Origin of the sequence: Halorubrum lacusprofundi ATCC 49239 (assembly GCF_000022205.1) — an archaeon.
GTDB lineage: Archaea > Halobacteriota > Halobacteria > Halobacteriales > Haloferacaceae > Halorubrum > Halorubrum lacusprofundi.
On the sequence record NC_012029.1, the window covers coordinates 794,199 to 809,337 of the forward strand.

Consider the following 15,139-nt stretch of genomic DNA (forward strand, 5'->3'; position numbering starts at 1 on the left):
CTACGTACGAGTTAGTACGCCGCGTCCCACCGGGCCGGTTTGCGCCGGTTGCCGCAGTCACGACACTCCATCCGGTCCATCGTGTCGATGGCAATGTTCGTCCCCTCGCAGTTCCCGCAGAGGTAGCCGTAGCGCTGCGTCAGATCGTCGTCGGCGTACGCGACGTAAAAGGGAGCGCGGGAGCCCCGATCGCTCTCGTCGAAGGCGACGTAGACGGTCTCGCCGTCTTCCGTCTTGTAGGTACCTTCCGAGATACCGGTCAGCCGTCCGATCTGCTTCCGGTACTCTCGCTCGTCGAACGTCTCGTCGCCGATCTCCACCGAGCGCTCACCGTCGAGGTCGTACCCTTCGCGGTCGTAGAAGGCCGTTCCAGCCTCGTTGTCGACGAGGACGCGCGCCACCATGCGGTCGACGTCGGCTGCGCGAAGCTCGGACTCCACGCGTTCCAAGAGCGAGGATCCGATCCCCGACTCACGGTGGTCCGGGTGAACGTGGAGCCAGTCGATCTCGCCGACACGCTCGCGCCGACCGACGACGTAGCTCTCGGCAAACCCGACGACGGTGTCGTCGACGACGGCGACCGGGAACACCGTATCGTCGTCACCGATGTCTGCGCCGAGCTCGTCGGGGTCGTACCACTCGTCGACCGCCTCCGCCAGCAGTGTCTCGTCGACGGCGTGGCCGTAGGAAGCGATCAGCGATTCGCGCGCGACCGTTCGGATCGCGTCGATGTCGTCGAGCGTTGCGGGTCGGAGTTCCATACCGGTTCATCCACGTGCGGCTACAAAAAACACACAGGCGGAACGAGTCGCGGAGGAGAGAAGGACCGTGCCGAAAACGGAACCGGACGCGAGAGGGACGAGACGCCGGGGAGCGGTCTACGAGATGGAGTACGTCGCGGCGGCCATCAGAAGCATGGTGAGCGCGAGCGCAAGCGACATCACGTAGGTGAGCGAGCGGTTCTCCCACCGGAGGTGCTGGAAGTACGCGACGATGAGGAGGGTCTTGACCGTCGCGATCACCAGCGTACCCCCGAGTGCCTGAGCGTACGTGAAGTTGAGGAACTCGGCCTCGAAGAGAACGAAGTTGAGGGTCGCCGCGACCAGGAGCGCGACGTATATCGCCGAGTACAGTTTGAGCGAGTCGGACGACATTGCTTGACTACGCCTTCGTCCCTGTGCTTAAAGAATTAACCATCCGGGGGGCACGATCCCCCTCGGGTGAAGGGTACGCCACGACCATGCCTCGACCCGACTGACGCCGGCCGCGCGGGCTACCATCGACCGTACCGAGCGCGACGACCGCGGATCCCGAAACGACTATCCGCGCGACGCACCCACCTCACACCGGTCGCAGACGCCGACCGATATTACCGTGGATCCGCTTGAACCGACGGACGACCTGCTCGAATCCCTGTACGTCGTCAACAAGGTCGCCAAGCAGTTCGCCGACGAGGCGACCACCGCCTACGAGCGCGGCGACCTCACCGAAAGCAACGTCCGGTCGGCCCGTAAGGACGCGCTGTACCGAACCAAGACGGCCGTCCTCACTCGCGTCGTCGCTCACGATCCGTCCCGCGTCTCCGGAGAGTACCACGCGATCAACGGCGACGTGTGGCTCTTTCTGTCCGTCGACGGGTGGAAGTTCCACCAGCCGGCGTACGCGATCGGCGACGAGCTCACGGACGCGATCGAAATTTCGAACTCCCGCTCTGAGCCCCTCGACGCGCCGTACGTCCGCGATTCGACAGTCGAGCGCTCCGACCGCACCTTGGAGGAGTCGCTCTCGCGGCTGGCCGACGCCGGCGTCAACGCGAACGACCACCTCGCGTGTCCGACGGTCACGAGCGAGCACGACCGGATCGTCGACGTGCGGTGGTCGTTTCTCCCGTAGTCGTTGGGTTCGTGTATCGAGATCGCTATCGACACGGCTAGTCGCGTCGCCGTCGAGTCGGCGTCTGGTAAAAAGCGAACCGCAGTCGATGGCCGAGTTACGCCTCGACGACCTGGATGGCGCCGAGCATCCCGACCGACTGGTGGGGCGTACAGTAGTAGAGCTGGATCCCGGTGTTGTCGAACGACTGTTCGAAGGTCGCCCCTTCCTCGCTCACCGCCTCGCCGCTGTCGAAGGAGGACGCGGAGTCCTCGGTGGAGACCACGTTGTGCGCGCCGCCCTGACCGGTCCACTCCCAGACGACGGTCGTGCCGGGGGTGATCCGGATCGCTGCCGGGTCGAAGGCGAGCCCGTCACCGCCGGCGCCGACCGCGACGGTGACCTCGTCCTGATCGGTGTAGTCCATGATCTCCCCGTTGTACTCTCGGGCTTCGGTGAGGTACTCGTCGATCTCGCTCGGAACGTCGTCGGCCCCCGACCCGCCGGAATCGGTGCCGTCGGAGCCATCCGACCCGTCAGAACCGTCGGAGCCGTCAGAACCGTCGGAGCCGTCAGATCCGTCGGAGCCGTCGGATCCGTCCGTTTCGCCAGATTCATCGGTGTCGTCCGAGCCGTCGCCGCCGTCCCCGCCGCCGGAACAGCCGGCGAGCGTTCCGAGGGTCAGCACGGCTCCGGTTCCGGCGACGTACCGTCGCCTGGACAATCTATTAGACATCATCTCTTCTAGGGGTTCGAGCCTTACAAACCCCTTGACGAACCCCGTAATTCGGGAACTGCTTGTTGCGAATCGAACCAGCGGGACGGCCCGCCGTCGGCGGCTTTATTCGCGGTCGCCCCCGTGGTCGATCCATGCGGGAGGACGAGCTGGCGACGTGCGTGGTCGACCACTACGCGGCCGTCTACGACGACCCGGAGATCCGGTTGGAGGAGCCGTACGACGCGGAGGGGCGCCGCGGGGTCGTCGACGTGTATATCCGCCTTCACACGCCCGAGCGCGTCGATCATGTCATCGAACTCAAAGGTGACGCCGCCGTGCGACGCGCGACCGGCGCCAACGAGATCCTCCGGCAGTACCGCCGGATGGAGCGGTACTTCCACGCCGACGCGAGCCACGCGCTCCGCCCGAAGCTTGGGCGCACCGAGCCGGGTGCGCGGTATCTGCTCTGTTTCGCGCCGACCCCGACCTGCGTCTACCACGTCGCGACCCACCGGTCGCTGTACGGCTCCGTCGACGCGGCGGCGCGGGCCGGCGACGTGCCCGCAGTTCGGACGGTCGCGTTCCTCACCGGGCTCGACAGCGACCCCGCCGACCTCGGGATGGTGTCGGTCAACGGGGCCGCGCCGTTCGGCTCCCCGAGGTTTTTAAAGGCTGTACCTGACGAGTCACGGCTGGCCGAGAGCCTTCGACGAGTCGACGACGACGTGATCGATCCTGACCGCGCGGAATAACCAACCCGGAACACGCGGAATAATGGCATCCCGGAGACGGAGACAACTGTTTATGGAAGTAACAAGGCTAAAACCTCGCCCTTCAGGGCGGGGAGGATGTCAAAGGCGGCTACTGCTGTCGATGAAGAGCGGCTGCTACTTATCAAACAAGTCGAACCGATCGCAAGGGAGGGGACGGTGACGCGTGCGTCCGCTCAGTACTCCTCGTACGCGAGGTTCATCATCCATTGCGAGAAGGCGTCCGCCTGCGCGTCGACTTCCTCCTCTCCGATGAACGGCGAGAGCATGTCGCCGGCCATGAGCAGCGAGAAGTCCAAGTCACGGGGCGCGGGTTCGAGGTAGTAGGTGTTGTGGCCGTCGTAGACGGTGTCCGAACGCTGGATGAGCCCGGACTCCTCTAACGCCTCCGCGATACGGCTCCCTTTCCGCGAGGAGACGTCGAGTTCCTTCCAGAAGTCGCTCTGGTGGATGCCACCGGTCTCGCGGATGAGTTCGAGGCCGGCGTGTTCGTCCTCCGAGAGGTCGGCCTCGAGTTCGGACACACTCATACCGTATAGGGCGCTCGCGAGTCGCTTAAAACTGGCTTTCCGCTCCGTCGCCGTCGCTACGCCGATCCATCCGATCCGCCCAATCCGCTCGATCCGCCCGATCCGAACCCCGCCGGCAGCGGAACCGGCTCAGCGAGCGTTTCGCAGGGCGGGCCGTCGGCGTACGCGAACTCGGATGCCGGCTCGAAATCGGGAGCGGTCCGGATCCGCGTGAACGACCGCGTGCCGAAATCGTCGCCGTGGAGGCAGGCGCCGTACTCGTGATCTGCGAGCGTTTCGCTTGCGCGGTCGAGCCACTCCACGCCTGATTCGCCGGGTTTGGGAACCAGCGCGGCCGCAACCGCCCGCGCACTGTCGGCGCGTTCCGTACCGAACTCCCGTCGCCGGTCAGGGATCGCGAAGCGCTCGACGCCGTTGACCACGCCCCCAACGTTGCCGACCACGTGGACGCCAGGATCGAGGCGGGTGATAGCCAATCGACCGTCGTACGAGAGGAGGAACGCCGCGGCGTCGTCGGCAAGCACGAGATTGAAGCCGTCGTACGACCGAGTTTCGAGGTCGCGTTCGACCGTTCTGACGGCCGCCTCCGCGGAGTCGGCCTCCAGACAGTCGCGGACGAGCAGACCGCGGGACCGGTCGCTCTCGCGGTCGGCGTCGAGCCAGCGGTTCGTGACCGCGGCGACGACCCCCGACGCGGAGAGCCCGATCCACGTCCCGCCGGCCTCGGCGTCGCGGGGGGCGACGTAGCTACCGTCGTCGTCGCCGTCTCCGCGGCCGGCCTCGCGGAGTGCCGGGGGCTCGGACGGTCGGTTCAGCGCCTCGTCGCGGTTCGCGGCGATCGCGATCGGCGCGTCACCGAACGTCCGCCACGCGAGCGTGAGCGTACACACGGCGGTGATCCGGTGTGTGACGAGGAAAAACCCGCGGTCGGCTCTTGTCGATTCTTTACTCATAATAAAAGAAATCTTTTGGTGACTGACTGCCAAGGCCACTGTATGAATGCGATCGCCGTGTACGACGGGGCAGACGAACCGGTCGTCACAGAGAAGCCGCGACCGGAGCCAGCGCCCGGGGAGGCGCTGGTTCGAACCCTCCGGGTCGGCGTCGACGGGACCGACCACGAGGTCATCTCCGGGAGCCACGGCGGCTCTCCCGAAGGCGAGGATCACCTCGTGTTGGGTCACGAGGCAGTCGGCGTGGTTGAAGAGCCGACCGACACGCCGTTCGAGGTCGGAGATATTGTGGTACCGACGGTCAGGCGACCGCCCAACGGGGCGAACGAGTACTTCGCTCGCGGCGAGCCAGACATGGCGCCGGACGGGCAGTACCACGAGCGCGGCATCGTCGGGGCCCACGGATTCATGGCGGAGTACTTCACCAGTCCCGCGGAATTCCTCGTCGAGATCCCGCCGGCGCTGGCTGAGTGGGGGTTCCTCGTCGAACCCGTCTCTATCGCGGAGAAGGCGATCGAACACGCCTACGCCAGCCGGTCCGCGTTCCACTGGGAGCCGGAGTCGGCGTTGATTCTCGGAAACGGCTCGCTCGGGCTGCTGACGGTCGCGACTCTCGACGACGGGTTTGACCGGATCTACTGTCTCGGCCGCCGCGAGCGCCCGGACCCGACGATCGATATCATCGAGTCGCTCGACGCGACGTACGTCAACTCCAACGAGACGCCCGTCCCCTCGGTGCCGGCGGCCCACGAGCCGATGGACTTCGTCTTCGAGGCGACCGGCTACGCCCCGCACGCCTTCGAGACGATCGAGGCGCTCGCGCCGAACGGGGTGGGCGCGCTGCTCGGGGTCCCGGGCGACTGGGAGTTCGAGATCGACGGCGGCCGACTCCACCGGGAGTTCGTCCTTCACAACAAGGCGCTCGTCGGCAGCGTCAACTCCGGCTACGAGCACTTCGAGGCCGCCGTCGACTCGCTGTCCCGCTTTTCCGAGACGTTCCTCGACGATCTCGTCACGGGCGTGCACGGGCTCGACGAGTTCGAGGCCGCGTTCGCGGATGACGACACGACTATTAAAACGGCGGTCGAATTCGGTACATATGAAGAACGTTGACGACCTGATAGACAGCGCGGCCGAGCTCGCGGAACACGGCCTCTCGAAGGGCGAAATCGCCGACGAGCTGAACGTCTCCCGAGAGACCGCAAGCTGGCTCGTTGAGCGTGCCGGCGGTAACCACACGGATACTGAGACTGCAGCGACGACCTCCACCGCTGACATCCACGTCGACTGGTCGGCTCTGGGACGCGACTCGACGCGGCTCCGGTACGCGGCGAGCGCGATGGCTGACCTGCTGGCCAAACAGGGCGAGGAGGTCGACCTAACGGTTGGTATCGAGAAGGCCGGCGCGCCGCTCGCGACCGCGGTCGCGAACCAACTCGACACGGATCTGGGAACGTACGCGCCCGCGAAACACCAGTGGGACGAGGGCGACATCGACGAGCAGGGCGGCGGCTTCTCACGTAACTTCGCCGCCATTCGCAATCGCGACTGCTACGTCGTCGACGACATCATCACCTCGGGGACGACGATGCGCGAGTCGATCGACGCGATCCGCGAGCAGGGCGGTGAGCCCATCGCCTGCGTTGTGCTCGTCGACAAGCGGGGGTACGACGAGATCGACGGCGTCCCCGTGTACTCGCTCGTCGACGTGGTCCGCGTCGACCGCGAGGAGTAGGTTATTCGCTGCGCCGTCGCGCCGTCGCGCTGTCGCGCTGTCGCGCTGCCACGCTGCCACACCGCCGCGCCGGTCTCGTGTTGACCCACGTCGATTTCGTGCGGAACCCATTTGCATCGCGGGCGCGTATCGCTCTCTATGACGTTCCAACCCGAGACCGACGCCGAGCCGGATGAGATCGTGGCCCGAGTCGAGGAGACGATCGCTGACAACGACGTGGTGCTCTTCATGAAGGGGAACCGCCTGATGCCGCAGTGCGGGTACTCGAAGCGCGCCGTCGAGCTGATCGGCCAGCACGTCGAGGAGTTCGAGACGGTCGACGTGCTGCCGGCGCTACCGCACTACCGCGAGGCGCTGGAGTCCCACAGCGGCTGGGAGACGATTCCCCAGACGTTCGTCAACGGGGAGTTCATCGGCGGGAGCGACGTGCTGGCGGAACTCGACGAGCGCGGCGAGCTGGCCGCCGAGCTTGGCGCCGAGTAGCGGGGACGCTCCGTCGTACGTCCTGACTACCGTCGGAATCCATCGAAGCGGCGCTTGCGAGACGATCGACGCATTACCTTCCCGGTGCATTTCAATCCCGATCTTCGAAAGTCGAAGGGCAGGCGATATAAACCTACGGGCCCTAGGAAGGGTAGGTGCAGCAGTCGCCGCTGTCGCCGTTCCGATCGGTTCGACCCCATCTCACCCAACCAACAATGACAGGCCGCGTGTTCAGACTTCATTCGACGCTCGAACTGCCACTCGAAGACGTGGAGACGTACTTCGAAGAAGATCCCGACCTCCCGCCGGAGATCGACGACATCGACATCACGCGTCGAAACAACACCCTCATCATCAAGGCCCTGTCCGACGACGAGAGCATCAGCAAGTACACACCGACCGCCCAGCTGAAGGCCTCGGTTACGGAGACGCGTGTGTGGGAGGAAGAGCCCCCGCGCGCCGGTGGCCCGCAGTGGATGGACGACGAGGAAGAGGAGATCCCCTCCGAGCTCGTCGAGTTCGCCTGCTTCAAGGGCGACCGCGAGACCGTCCTTCAAAACTCCGCGCTCCAGTACCCGATGTTCCTCGTGTTACGCAAGATTGCGACCCTCTCGGAGAAAGGGACGCTGACTGCGATCACCGAGGAAGACGGGGAGCTGGAAGCGACACGCATCGTCGAGGGCGAACCGCGTCCCGCAAGCATTGAGGTCGTCGAAAGCCCGCAGGGGGCCGGCGACGGCGACGGTGGTGTCAACTGGCGCGACAACGAATTCATCTCCGACTAAGCTCCGGTTCGGTCCAACCCTCCCCGTCCGGACGCTAACCGATTTCTTCCCGCGCTCCACCGTTCGCCCGCCGAGCGACGGCGTCGCGGACCGCCGACGCTTTAGGCGCTCCGAGCGTCCCCTCGTCAATGACTGACGATTGGGTGAGTCTCTTTTCAGGCGGGAAGGACTCCTCGTGGGCGCTGTACCGCGCGCTGGAGGAGGGCCTCGATGTCTCGCGACTCCTAACGGTCCACCCTGCGGGCGACTCGTACATGTATCACACGCCGGCGACCGAGCTCGCCGCGCTCGCGGCCGAGAGCGTCGGGATCGATCTCGTCGAGGTATCGCCTGCTGATTTCGGCGCGGACGATGTCGACGACGCGGGCGAGCAGGGCGACGCCGAACTGGAGCCGATGGAGGCGGCGCTCCGGGAGATCGCCGCGGGCGACGACGTGGACCTCGCGGGCGTCACCGCGGGCGCGGTCGAAAGCGAGTTCCAGACGAGCCGCATTCAGGGGATGTGCGACCGGCTCGGGATCGACCTCTTCGCGCCGCTGTGGCAGGAGAGCCCGGTCGCGCTCGCCGAGGCGATGTTCGAGGCGGGCTTCGAGATCCGGATCGTGCAGGTTGCCGCCTACGGGCTCGACGAGTCGTGGCTCGGTCGGAGATACGACGCTGACGCGCTCGCGGAGCTCGTCGATCTCCGCGAGGAATGCGGGGTCCACCCGCTCGGCGAGGGCGGCGAGTTCGAGACGTATGTCGTCGACGGCCCGCACATGGACCGGCGGATCGACATGGAGTACGATACCGTCTGGGAGGGCGACCGCGGCCACGTCGAGATCCGGGACGCGCGGCTGGAGTAGGTCGTTGCTCCGGACGAGCCGGGCTACGGCCAGTTGCCGGCCTGATCGTACGCGTTTATGATCCGATCGATGGCGACGACGTACGCCGCCGTTCGGAGGTTCGGAGCGTCGTTCGTCTCGTAGCTGTCGACCAGTCGATCGAAGGCGTCGACGATCATGCGTTCGAGCTCCTCGTTCACCCGCGACTCCGTCCAGTAGAACCGCTGGCGGTTCTGGACCCACTCGAAGTACGAGACGGTGACGCCGCCGGCGTTCGCGAGGATATCGGGGACGACGTACACGTCCTTCTCGGCGAGCACGTCGTCGGCGTCAGGGGTGAGCGGCCCGTTCGCGGCCTCGACGATCACATCGGCGCTCACGTCGGCGGCGAGGTCGCCGTCGATCGCGTTCTCCAGTGCGGCCGGCACGAGGAGGTCGACATCGAGCGTTAACAGCTCCTCGTTTGTGAGCGACTCCGTGTCACTGTACCCGCTGACGGAGCCGGTCTCGACCTTGTGGGCTTTCACGGCCCGGGGGTCGAGCCCGTCGGGGGCATGGATGCCACCGGAGGAGTCGGAGACCGCGACCACGTCGGCGCCGAGGTCGGCGAGCAGCGCGGCGGCGATCGAGCCCGCGTTCCCGTACCCTTGGACGGCGACCGTCGCGCCAGCGATATCGCGGTCGAGCCAGTCGAACGCCTCTCGCGCCGAGAGCGCGACCGAGCGGCCGGTGGCTTCGACGCGCCCCTCGCTGCCGCCCGAGTCGAGCGCCTTCCCGGTGATGACACCGGGAGCGGTCGTGTTCTCTAAGGTCTCGTAGGTGTCTTTGATCCAGTTCATCTCCCGCTGGCCGGTGTTGACGTCCGGCGCGGGGATGTCGCGGTCTTCCCCGATCAGCGGGCGGAGTTCGGTCGCGAACGCGCGGGTGAGCCGTTCGAGTTCGTCCTCGGAGTAGTCGGCGGGATCGATCGCGATCCCCCCCTTCCCGCCGCCGTACGGTATGTCGACGACGGCGCACTTGTACGCCATCCATCCCGACAGCGCCTTCACCTCGTCGCGGGTGACGCCGGGATGATATCGGATACCGCCCTTGTACGGCCCGCGGTCACCGTTGAACTGCGATCGGTACGCGCGAACCGTCTCTAGCGATCCGTCGTCGCGCTCGATAGTGAGGTTCGTCTCTAGTACACGCTCAGGGTTTTTCAGTCGGTCGAGCACGCCCGGTGACGCGTCGAGGAACGCTGCGGCGTCGTCGACCTGCTCTTGGAGACTCTCGAAGGGGTTGGCTTGGCCGGTCATACATCTGTCTCCCAGGGGATCGTGGTTAACTGTGACGGACGGTTCGGTTCTTGTCTCGATCGATGCCCTATCGATCGCTGGCGGCGGCGCGCTCGACGATCCGTTCCGCCTGCGCGATCAGGGGCGCGTCGATCATCTCGCCGTCGACCTCGAAAACGCCCCGTGCGTCCCGGTCCGCGGCGTCGCGGGCGTCGAGCACCGTCTCGGCCCACTCGACCTTCTCGGGATCCGGCGTGAACGCCGCGTTGATCGGTTCGACCTGTGCCGGGTGGATTGCCAGCTTCCCGTCGTAGCCGAGCGTGAGCGCGAACGCGGCCTCCTCGCGGAGCCCGTCCGCGTCGGAGAAGTCGGTATACACCGTGTCGATCGCGTCGATATCGGCGGCACCGGCCGCGAGGACGACGTGTTCGCGGGCGTACAACACCTCGGTCCCCTCGTCGGTGCGGGTCGCGCCCACGTCAGCCGCGAGATCCTCCGCGCCGAAGACGAGCACATTGGTCGCCGGGGCGGCCGCAATTGACTCGGCCGAGAGGATCCCCGCCGCGGTCTCGACCAACGCGAACACGGCCGGGTCGAGTCCGCGGTCCGCACAGAGTGAGGCAACTTTGTCGACGCGCTCGGGCGACTCCACTTTCGGGAGCATGACCGCGTCGAGTCGGATCGGACCCTCGGCGTCGTCGGGGCCGTCCTCGTCCCCCGTCCCCGCTCCGATCAGGGCGTCGAGGTCGGCGGCAGGGCCCGACGCGGTGAGCCGAACGCACACCTCCGCGTCGGGATCGAAGTCGGGGTCGGCGAGCACCGCGCGGACGTGCTCGCGAGCCTCGGCCTTCCGACCGGGTGCGACTGCATCTTCCAAATCGAAGCAGATCACGTCGGCGCCGGCACCCGGGGCCTTGCGCATGAGCTCCGGGCGGTCACCGGGCGAGAACAGCAGGCTTCGTCGTGCCATGTCAGGCGGTCCGTCCCCACCGACATAATCGTCCCGACGGCGACGCCGGCCAAGAGGGAGGAGAGACGCGCACCGCCTGGCGTGCCGCTTGATCGGAGGAACGGTAGCAATTTGACGCCCGCGGGAGACGGTAGTCCCATGCCCGGACGCTACTACGAGGAGTTCACGATTGGCGAGACGATCGAACACGCGAAGCGACGGACGATAAGCGAGGCCGACAACCAGCGCTTCTGCGACATGACGATGAACCAGCAGCCGCTCCACCTCGACGCCGACTTCGCCGAGGAGACGCAGTTCGGCGAGCGGCTGGTTAACGGGCTCTACACCATGTCGCTCGCGGTCGGCGTGTCCATCCCCGAGACGACCGACGGTACCATCGTCGCGAACCTCTCGTACGACGCGGTAGAGCATCCGAATCCGGTGTTCCACGGAGATACGATCCATGCCCAGTCGACCGTCACCGACAAGCGGGAGACGAGCGACGGCGAACGCGGCATCGTCACGATGCACGTGGAGGCGTTCAAAATCGTTGAGGACGGCGACGACGTGCTCGTCTGCGAGTTCGATCGGACCGTGCTCTCGGAGAAGCGGCCGGAAGACGGGGAGTAGCCGCCTGACGGCAAGTAGTCACCCGTCGGCGGCTCAGTCGGCCTCCTCGCCGTCGGCCAGCATCAGCCCGAGGTACGACGTGCGTATCTGCGAATCGCCGTCGAGTCCAAGCCGGTCGAGGGCCTCCAGCGCCTCGTCACGGGTGGCCTCGATCGCGCTCTCGTCGTCGACCTCCCGCTCGATCTCGACGAACTCGCCGACGCCGTCGACCGCGTCGAGGGTGACGGTGAACCCAGCGAACGACCAGAACTCGCGGCGCTTCTCGACTACCGCAGCCGGTTCGAACCCGAGCCCCGAGAGCACGCCCGCCATCGCCTCGCCGTCGTCGACGGCGGTCTCGTGTTCCACGCGCGTCTTCGACCTCCCGTCGAGGCGGGGGCCTTTGTACGTGAGCTTCGTCGTTTCTGCGGTCGGGTCCGCGGTCGACACCGCCTCGGTCTCCGCCCCGATCCCGTCCGGAAGTGGGGTCTCGCGTCGGACCCGGAGCGCCTCGTCCGTCTCGGCGAAGTCGCGGTGCGGGGCGTCGTAGTACGCGTCGCGCTGACGGCGGGCATCGACGCGCTCAGCGCCGGCCGCCCGCAGTCGCTTCCGGACAGCGTCGGTGTCGGCGGATACCTTGATCTCGACCTCGTACATACCACCGGATCCGCCGGGATAGTTCTTAAGCACGGTGGGACGCGCTCACTGCAGCCTCGGGCCCGATCGCTCCGCTTCGACGGCCGCGTTCCGCGCCGTCATCGCTCCGGATCGAACCGTGCGCCTTAAGGGTGTAACAGGAGACGTTCAGGGTATGAGCGATCAGGAGCAAGCGGACGCGGCCGAGGACGCAGACGAGGCCGAGACCGAAACCGAGGGACTCGCCGACGGCGACTTCGTGCGCGTCGCGTACACGATTCGAACCGCCGACGACGACCGTGTCATCGACACCACCGACGAGGAGGTCGCCGAGGACGCGGAGATCGACACTGAGGAACACGAGTTCGAGCCTCGCGTCATCGCGCTCGGCGCAGGTCACGTGTTCCCGTCCGTCGAGGAAGCCTTCATCGGCGCCGAGGTTGGCGACGAGGGCGTCGTCGACGTGCCCGCCGAAGACGCCTTCGGCGAGTACGACCCCGACGAGGTCGAGACCGTCAAGGCCGACAAGATCCCCGAGGACAGCCGCTACCCCGGCGCGCAGGTCCAGATCGATAACCGTCAGGGTTACCTCGAGACGATTATCGGCGGCCGTGCCCGCGTCGACTTCAACCACCCGCTGGCCGGCGAGGACCTCGAGTACGAGTACGAGATCCTCGAGGCGATCGAGGACCGCGAACAGCAGGCCGCCGGCATGCTCGGGATGTACCTCCAGGAGGCGCCTGAGGTTCGGATCGAGACCGTCACCGAAGAAGAGGAGACCGTCTCCGAGGACGACGACGGCGAGGAGGTCGTCGAGACCGAGGATGTCGAGAAGGATGTCCTCTACGTGACGGCGACACAGGCGATGCAGATGAACCAGCAGTGGATGTTCCAGAAGCAGCAGATCGCCCAGGACCTTATGAGCCGACTCGACCTCGACCGCGTCGTCGTCGAGGAAGTCATCGAGGGCGGCGGCATGGGTGGACTCGGCGGCATGATGGGCGGCATGGGCGGCGCTGGCGCCGAAGACATCGAGGAGGCGCTCGAAGACGTCGACGTTGACGCCGACGAGATCGTCGACGAGATCGACGAGGAGTAACCGATCTTCCAGTCGGGCGGGTCGAACCGCCCGCGCGAACGCGAACCGATCTCTTTTGAACTGCGGTCGACCCACTGAGAGACATGGAAATCGAACGTGCGCGTGACGACCTCGTCGTCGCCGCGAGCGCTGGGAGCGCTACGATCGTGATCGCACTTCTGTCCGGCGTCGCCGGCGTCCTCAACGTTTCGACCCTGCCGACGCTGGCGCCGCTCGTCGTCTACGCGGGGTACCTCTTCTCACGGAAAGGTGGGCCGTATGGCTCACTCGACCGACCGCGGAACTGGGCGACTGCCGCGGTGCTCGTTGGCGTTCTCGTCGTTGCCGCGGCGTCGGTTCTGTCGGTGTGAAGTCGTCGCGTCGTCACCGACGCCGAGTCAGGCGATGTCGCGGCTCGTGTCCACCGACACTGTATCTGTGAGCTTCAGCTTGAGGGGTTCTTCGAGCGCCGCGCCGCCACGGAACTTCGGAACGATCAGGCGGTTCACGATCTCCGTACCGGTCACAGTCGTTCGGAGGTCGAAGATCACATCCGCGACCTGCTCGGTGACCACTCGGTTCTGCCCGTTTCCCCCTTTGAAAGCGTGCACCACCGCGATCCCGCCGGCATCATCGACGTGTCGGCGGAGCTCGGTGAGAAACGAACCGTACCGCGACCGGTCAGCCGCCTCCAGCGGCTCGACGGAGTCGACGACGAGGGTGGCGCCCTCCGGGAGGTCCGAAGCGGTCGCCAGCACGTCATCGATCGGGTCCTCGCGGTCCGTCTCCTCGACGACGGTTTCCGCGTCGCCTCCACTACCGTCGCCTTCGCTCTCTCCGCCGAGGGTGAGGATCGCCTTGACCGCGTCAGCCGAACGCACCGTCGTGAGGTAGCGACACGCCCGTGGACGGGAGAACCGGTCCACAATTAGCTCCGACTGGCTCGCGGGGTCTGCCTTCAACACGACGACACTGCCGCTCGGGAGCCCGCCGCCGAACTCCCGGTCCAGCACGGAAATTCCGGTCGGGAGCGTCTCCATACATGCGCTGCCGGCTCCGGAGGTTTGGCTCTGTCGGTGGGTCACGATGGCGCGACGCGAGGCGGCTCCTGCGTTCATACCGGACGCCCCCGTTTGCGTCGTTTCCGTTGTTCTAGCCGTTCTGACCGGTTCGAACGAGGTCCTCGGATCACGCGACCCGCCACCGATCCGCACCGTGTTCGTCGACAAGTCGACGAGCAAGGTCGTCGTACGCCGATCGTACCGCAGACGACGCCAACGGCTCTGCCTCGGCCGGCGGGATCCGTCCAAGAACCGGACAGCCGAGCAGGTCACCGACTCCTGTCGGAACCGACTCGGCTCGAACGGCAACGACGCCGACCGGGAGACAGTCCAGCCGACGCGCGAGGGCCGCGGTCTTCGCGGCGTCTCGTAGCGCGGCCCGCCGAAGGGGCGTCGCGAGGAGACACCGATCGGCGACCCGGAGCGGCGCTGCGGCGTCGGGCGACGCCCCCGCCGGGCAGTCAAGGAGGGTCGGCGAATCGTCGGGAACCGACTCTGCGAGCGCGCCGAGGATTCGTCTCGCATCGACGTCTGCGGGCTCGTCTGGCGCCGAAAGCACCGTTGGCGCCCGCCGATCGGGACGGATCTGTCCTTCAGTCCGAATCGCGTCGACCACAGTCGGCGCGTCCGCAGCGGGCTCGCGATCCCCGTCGGTCGCGCTCGCCAACCGCGCGAGATTCGGGAGATCCCAGTCGGCATCGGCGGCGACGACGGGGGCGCCCCGTCGAGACAGCGCCCGCGCGAGCCCCAGCGTGGTGGTCGTCTTCCCGCTTCCGCCCTTTCCGCCAGCCACGGCTATCACGGAGCAGAGTGGGGCACAATCACTGATAAAAAACGGGATGGAGATCGAAACCGAACG

At 66.5% G+C, this 15,139-nt stretch carries 20 protein-coding genes; 10 read left to right on the plus strand and 10 right to left on the minus strand.

Annotated features, from left to right (window positions below; all coding sequences use genetic code 11):
• Positions 1-11: 11 nt before the first annotated feature.
• Positions 12-761 (minus strand): GNAT family N-acetyltransferase, encoded by a 750-nt coding sequence (locus tag HLAC_RS03910; protein ID WP_015909542.1) that lies wholly within the window; start codon positions 759-761, stop codon positions 12-14.
• A 117-nt stretch (positions 762-878) separates the two neighbouring features.
• Positions 879-1,154, minus strand: coding sequence for a cytochrome C oxidase subunit IV family protein (locus HLAC_RS03915; RefSeq protein WP_015909543.1), 276 nt, complete (start codon positions 1,152-1,154; stop codon positions 879-881).
• A gap of 220 nt (positions 1,155-1,374) precedes the next feature.
• On the opposite strand from HLAC_RS03915, the gene HLAC_RS03920 reads away from it, so the two are divergent.
• Entirely contained in the window at positions 1,375-1,893 is a 519-nt protein-coding gene (locus tag HLAC_RS03920; RefSeq protein ID WP_015909544.1) for a hypothetical protein, read from the plus strand.
• Positions 1,894-1,990: 97 nt separating this feature from the next.
• Here HLAC_RS03920 and HLAC_RS03925 read toward each other — a convergent pair whose 3' ends face one another.
• Entirely contained in the window at positions 1,991-2,608 is a 618-nt protein-coding gene (locus HLAC_RS03925) for a halocyanin domain-containing protein (protein WP_015909545.1), read from the minus strand.
• A 134-nt stretch (positions 2,609-2,742) separates the two neighbouring features.
• Between HLAC_RS03925 and HLAC_RS03930 the strand changes: the two genes are divergently transcribed.
• Complete coding sequence (locus tag HLAC_RS03930; protein ID WP_015909546.1) at positions 2,743-3,342, plus strand: hypothetical protein; 600 nt, start codon at positions 2,743-2,745, stop codon at positions 3,340-3,342.
• Between the two features lie 194 nt (positions 3,343-3,536).
• Here HLAC_RS03930 and HLAC_RS03935 read toward each other — a convergent pair whose 3' ends face one another.
• Both HLAC_RS03935 and HLAC_RS03940 read right to left on the minus strand, forming a co-directional pair.
• Positions 3,537-3,890 carry a helix-turn-helix transcriptional regulator gene (locus HLAC_RS03935; protein ID WP_015909547.1) on the minus strand — a complete coding sequence of 118 codons (354 nt, stop codon included), beginning with the start codon at positions 3,888-3,890 and terminating at the stop codon, positions 3,537-3,539.
• Positions 3,891-3,946: 56 nt separating this feature from the next.
• Entirely contained in the window at positions 3,947-4,780 is an 834-nt protein-coding gene (locus HLAC_RS03940) for an NRDE family protein (RefSeq protein WP_015909548.1), read from the minus strand.
• A gap of 105 nt (positions 4,781-4,885) precedes the next feature.
• Between HLAC_RS03940 and HLAC_RS03945 the strand changes: the two genes are divergently transcribed.
• The 5 genes from HLAC_RS03945 to HLAC_RS03965 all read left to right on the plus strand — a co-directional run bounded on the left by HLAC_RS03945 (position 4,886) and on the right by HLAC_RS03965 (position 8,691).
• Positions 4,886-5,956 (plus strand): glucose 1-dehydrogenase, encoded by a 1,071-nt coding sequence (locus tag HLAC_RS03945; protein WP_015909549.1) that lies wholly within the window; start codon positions 4,886-4,888, stop codon positions 5,954-5,956.
• Positions 5,943-6,578 carry a transcriptional regulator GfcR gene (gfcR, locus tag HLAC_RS03950; protein WP_015909550.1) on the plus strand — a complete coding sequence of 212 codons (636 nt, stop codon included), beginning with the start codon at positions 5,943-5,945 and terminating at the stop codon, positions 6,576-6,578. Before HLAC_RS03945 ends, gfcR begins: the two co-directional genes overlap by 14 nt.
• A 138-nt stretch (positions 6,579-6,716) precedes the next feature.
• Complete coding sequence (locus tag HLAC_RS03955) at positions 6,717-7,061, plus strand: glutaredoxin family protein (RefSeq protein WP_015909551.1); 345 nt, start codon at positions 6,717-6,719, stop codon at positions 7,059-7,061.
• A 215-nt stretch (positions 7,062-7,276) separates the two neighbouring features.
• A complete protein-coding gene (locus HLAC_RS03960) occupies positions 7,277-7,846 on the plus strand; it encodes a DUF7110 family protein (RefSeq protein WP_008849440.1) in 570 nt (189 codons plus the stop codon).
• 128 nt (positions 7,847-7,974) lie between these two features.
• Entirely contained in the window at positions 7,975-8,691 is a 717-nt protein-coding gene (locus HLAC_RS03965; RefSeq protein ID WP_015909552.1) for a diphthine--ammonia ligase, read from the plus strand.
• A 23-nt stretch (positions 8,692-8,714) separates the two neighbouring features.
• On the opposite strand, the gene HLAC_RS03970 is transcribed toward HLAC_RS03965, so the two are convergent.
• A complete protein-coding gene (locus HLAC_RS03970) occupies positions 8,715-9,968 on the minus strand; it encodes a Glu/Leu/Phe/Val family dehydrogenase (RefSeq protein ID WP_015909553.1) in 1,254 nt (417 codons plus the stop codon).
• 67 nt (positions 9,969-10,035) lie between these two features.
• Positions 10,036-10,917 (minus strand): HpcH/HpaI aldolase/citrate lyase family protein, encoded by an 882-nt coding sequence (locus HLAC_RS03975; protein WP_015909554.1) that lies wholly within the window; start codon positions 10,915-10,917, stop codon positions 10,036-10,038.
• 138 nt (positions 10,918-11,055) lie between these two features.
• Between HLAC_RS03975 and HLAC_RS03980 the strand changes: the two genes are divergently transcribed.
• Positions 11,056-11,526, plus strand: a complete 471-nt coding sequence (locus tag HLAC_RS03980) for a MaoC family dehydratase (RefSeq protein ID WP_015909555.1) — start codon at positions 11,056-11,058, stop codon at positions 11,524-11,526.
• A gap of 33 nt (positions 11,527-11,559) precedes the next feature.
• Here HLAC_RS03980 and cyaB read toward each other — a convergent pair whose 3' ends face one another.
• Positions 11,560-12,162, minus strand: a complete 603-nt coding sequence (cyaB, locus tag HLAC_RS03985) for a class IV adenylate cyclase (RefSeq protein WP_015909556.1) — start codon at positions 12,160-12,162, stop codon at positions 11,560-11,562.
• A gap of 154 nt (positions 12,163-12,316) precedes the next feature.
• On the opposite strand from cyaB, the gene HLAC_RS03990 reads away from it, so the two are divergent.
• Together HLAC_RS03990 and HLAC_RS03995 are read left to right on the plus strand one after the other, a co-directional pair.
• A complete protein-coding gene (locus HLAC_RS03990) occupies positions 12,317-13,240 on the plus strand; it encodes an FKBP-type peptidyl-prolyl cis-trans isomerase (protein ID WP_015909557.1) in 924 nt (307 codons plus the stop codon).
• 83 nt (positions 13,241-13,323) lie between these two features.
• The gene (locus HLAC_RS03995) at positions 13,324-13,590 is read left to right on the plus strand and encodes a DUF8049 family protein (protein ID WP_015909558.1); all 267 of its coding nucleotides are present in this window, start codon (positions 13,324-13,326) and stop codon (positions 13,588-13,590) included.
• A gap of 27 nt (positions 13,591-13,617) precedes the next feature.
• On the opposite strand, the gene HLAC_RS04000 is transcribed toward HLAC_RS03995, so the two are convergent.
• Both HLAC_RS04000 and HLAC_RS04005 read right to left on the minus strand, forming a co-directional pair.
• Positions 13,618-14,259: an RAD55 family ATPase gene (locus tag HLAC_RS04000; RefSeq protein WP_015909559.1), complete on the minus strand. Its 642-nt coding sequence runs from the start codon at positions 14,257-14,259 to the stop codon at positions 13,618-13,620.
• Positions 14,260-14,407: 148 nt separating this feature from the next.
• Entirely contained in the window at positions 14,408-15,082 is a 675-nt protein-coding gene (locus tag HLAC_RS04005) for a MinD/ParA family ATP-binding protein (RefSeq protein WP_015909560.1), read from the minus strand.
• Between the last annotated feature and the right edge of the window lie 57 nt (positions 15,083-15,139).

Bases quoted from the DNA above. Each gene is read 5' to 3' on its own strand.
- HLAC_RS03930 (WP_015909546.1), top strand. From the start codon at position 2,743: ATGCGGGAGGACGAGCTGGCGACGTGCGTGGTCGACCACTACGCGGCC.
- HLAC_RS03945 (WP_015909549.1), top strand. From the start codon at position 4,886: ATGAATGCGATCGCCGTGTACGACGGGGCAGACGAACCGGTCGTCACA.
- HLAC_RS03925 (WP_015909545.1), bottom strand. From the start codon at position 2,608: ATGTCTAATAGATTGTCCAGGCGACGGTACGTCGCCGGAACCGGAGCC.
- HLAC_RS03975 (WP_015909554.1), bottom strand. From the start codon at position 10,917: ATGGCACGACGAAGCCTGCTGTTCTCGCCCGGTGACCGCCCGGAGCTC.
- HLAC_RS03960 (WP_008849440.1), top strand. From the start codon at position 7,277: ATGACAGGCCGCGTGTTCAGACTTCATTCGACGCTCGAACTGCCACTC.
- HLAC_RS03955 (WP_015909551.1), top strand. From the start codon at position 6,717: ATGACGTTCCAACCCGAGACCGACGCCGAGCCGGATGAGATCGTGGCC.
- HLAC_RS03970 (WP_015909553.1), bottom strand. From the start codon at position 9,968: ATGACCGGCCAAGCCAACCCCTTCGAGAGTCTCCAAGAGCAGGTCGAC.
- HLAC_RS03990 (WP_015909557.1), top strand. From the start codon at position 12,317: ATGAGCGATCAGGAGCAAGCGGACGCGGCCGAGGACGCAGACGAGGCC.
- HLAC_RS03965 (WP_015909552.1), top strand. From the start codon at position 7,975: ATGACTGACGATTGGGTGAGTCTCTTTTCAGGCGGGAAGGACTCCTCG.
- gfcR (WP_015909550.1), top strand. From the start codon at position 5,943: ATGAAGAACGTTGACGACCTGATAGACAGCGCGGCCGAGCTCGCGGAA.
- cyaB (WP_015909556.1), bottom strand. From the start codon at position 12,162: ATGTACGAGGTCGAGATCAAGGTATCCGCCGACACCGACGCTGTCCGG.
- HLAC_RS03980 (WP_015909555.1), top strand. From the start codon at position 11,056: ATGCCCGGACGCTACTACGAGGAGTTCACGATTGGCGAGACGATCGAA.
- HLAC_RS04000 (WP_015909559.1), bottom strand. From the start codon at position 14,259: ATGGAGACGCTCCCGACCGGAATTTCCGTGCTGGACCGGGAGTTCGGC.
- HLAC_RS03935 (WP_015909547.1), bottom strand. From the start codon at position 3,890: ATGAGTGTGTCCGAACTCGAGGCCGACCTCTCGGAGGACGAACACGCC.
- HLAC_RS03995 (WP_015909558.1), top strand. From the start codon at position 13,324: ATGGAAATCGAACGTGCGCGTGACGACCTCGTCGTCGCCGCGAGCGCT.
- HLAC_RS03915 (WP_015909543.1), bottom strand. From the start codon at position 1,154: ATGTCGTCCGACTCGCTCAAACTGTACTCGGCGATATACGTCGCGCTC.
- HLAC_RS03910 (WP_015909542.1), bottom strand. From the start codon at position 761: ATGGAACTCCGACCCGCAACGCTCGACGACATCGACGCGATCCGAACG.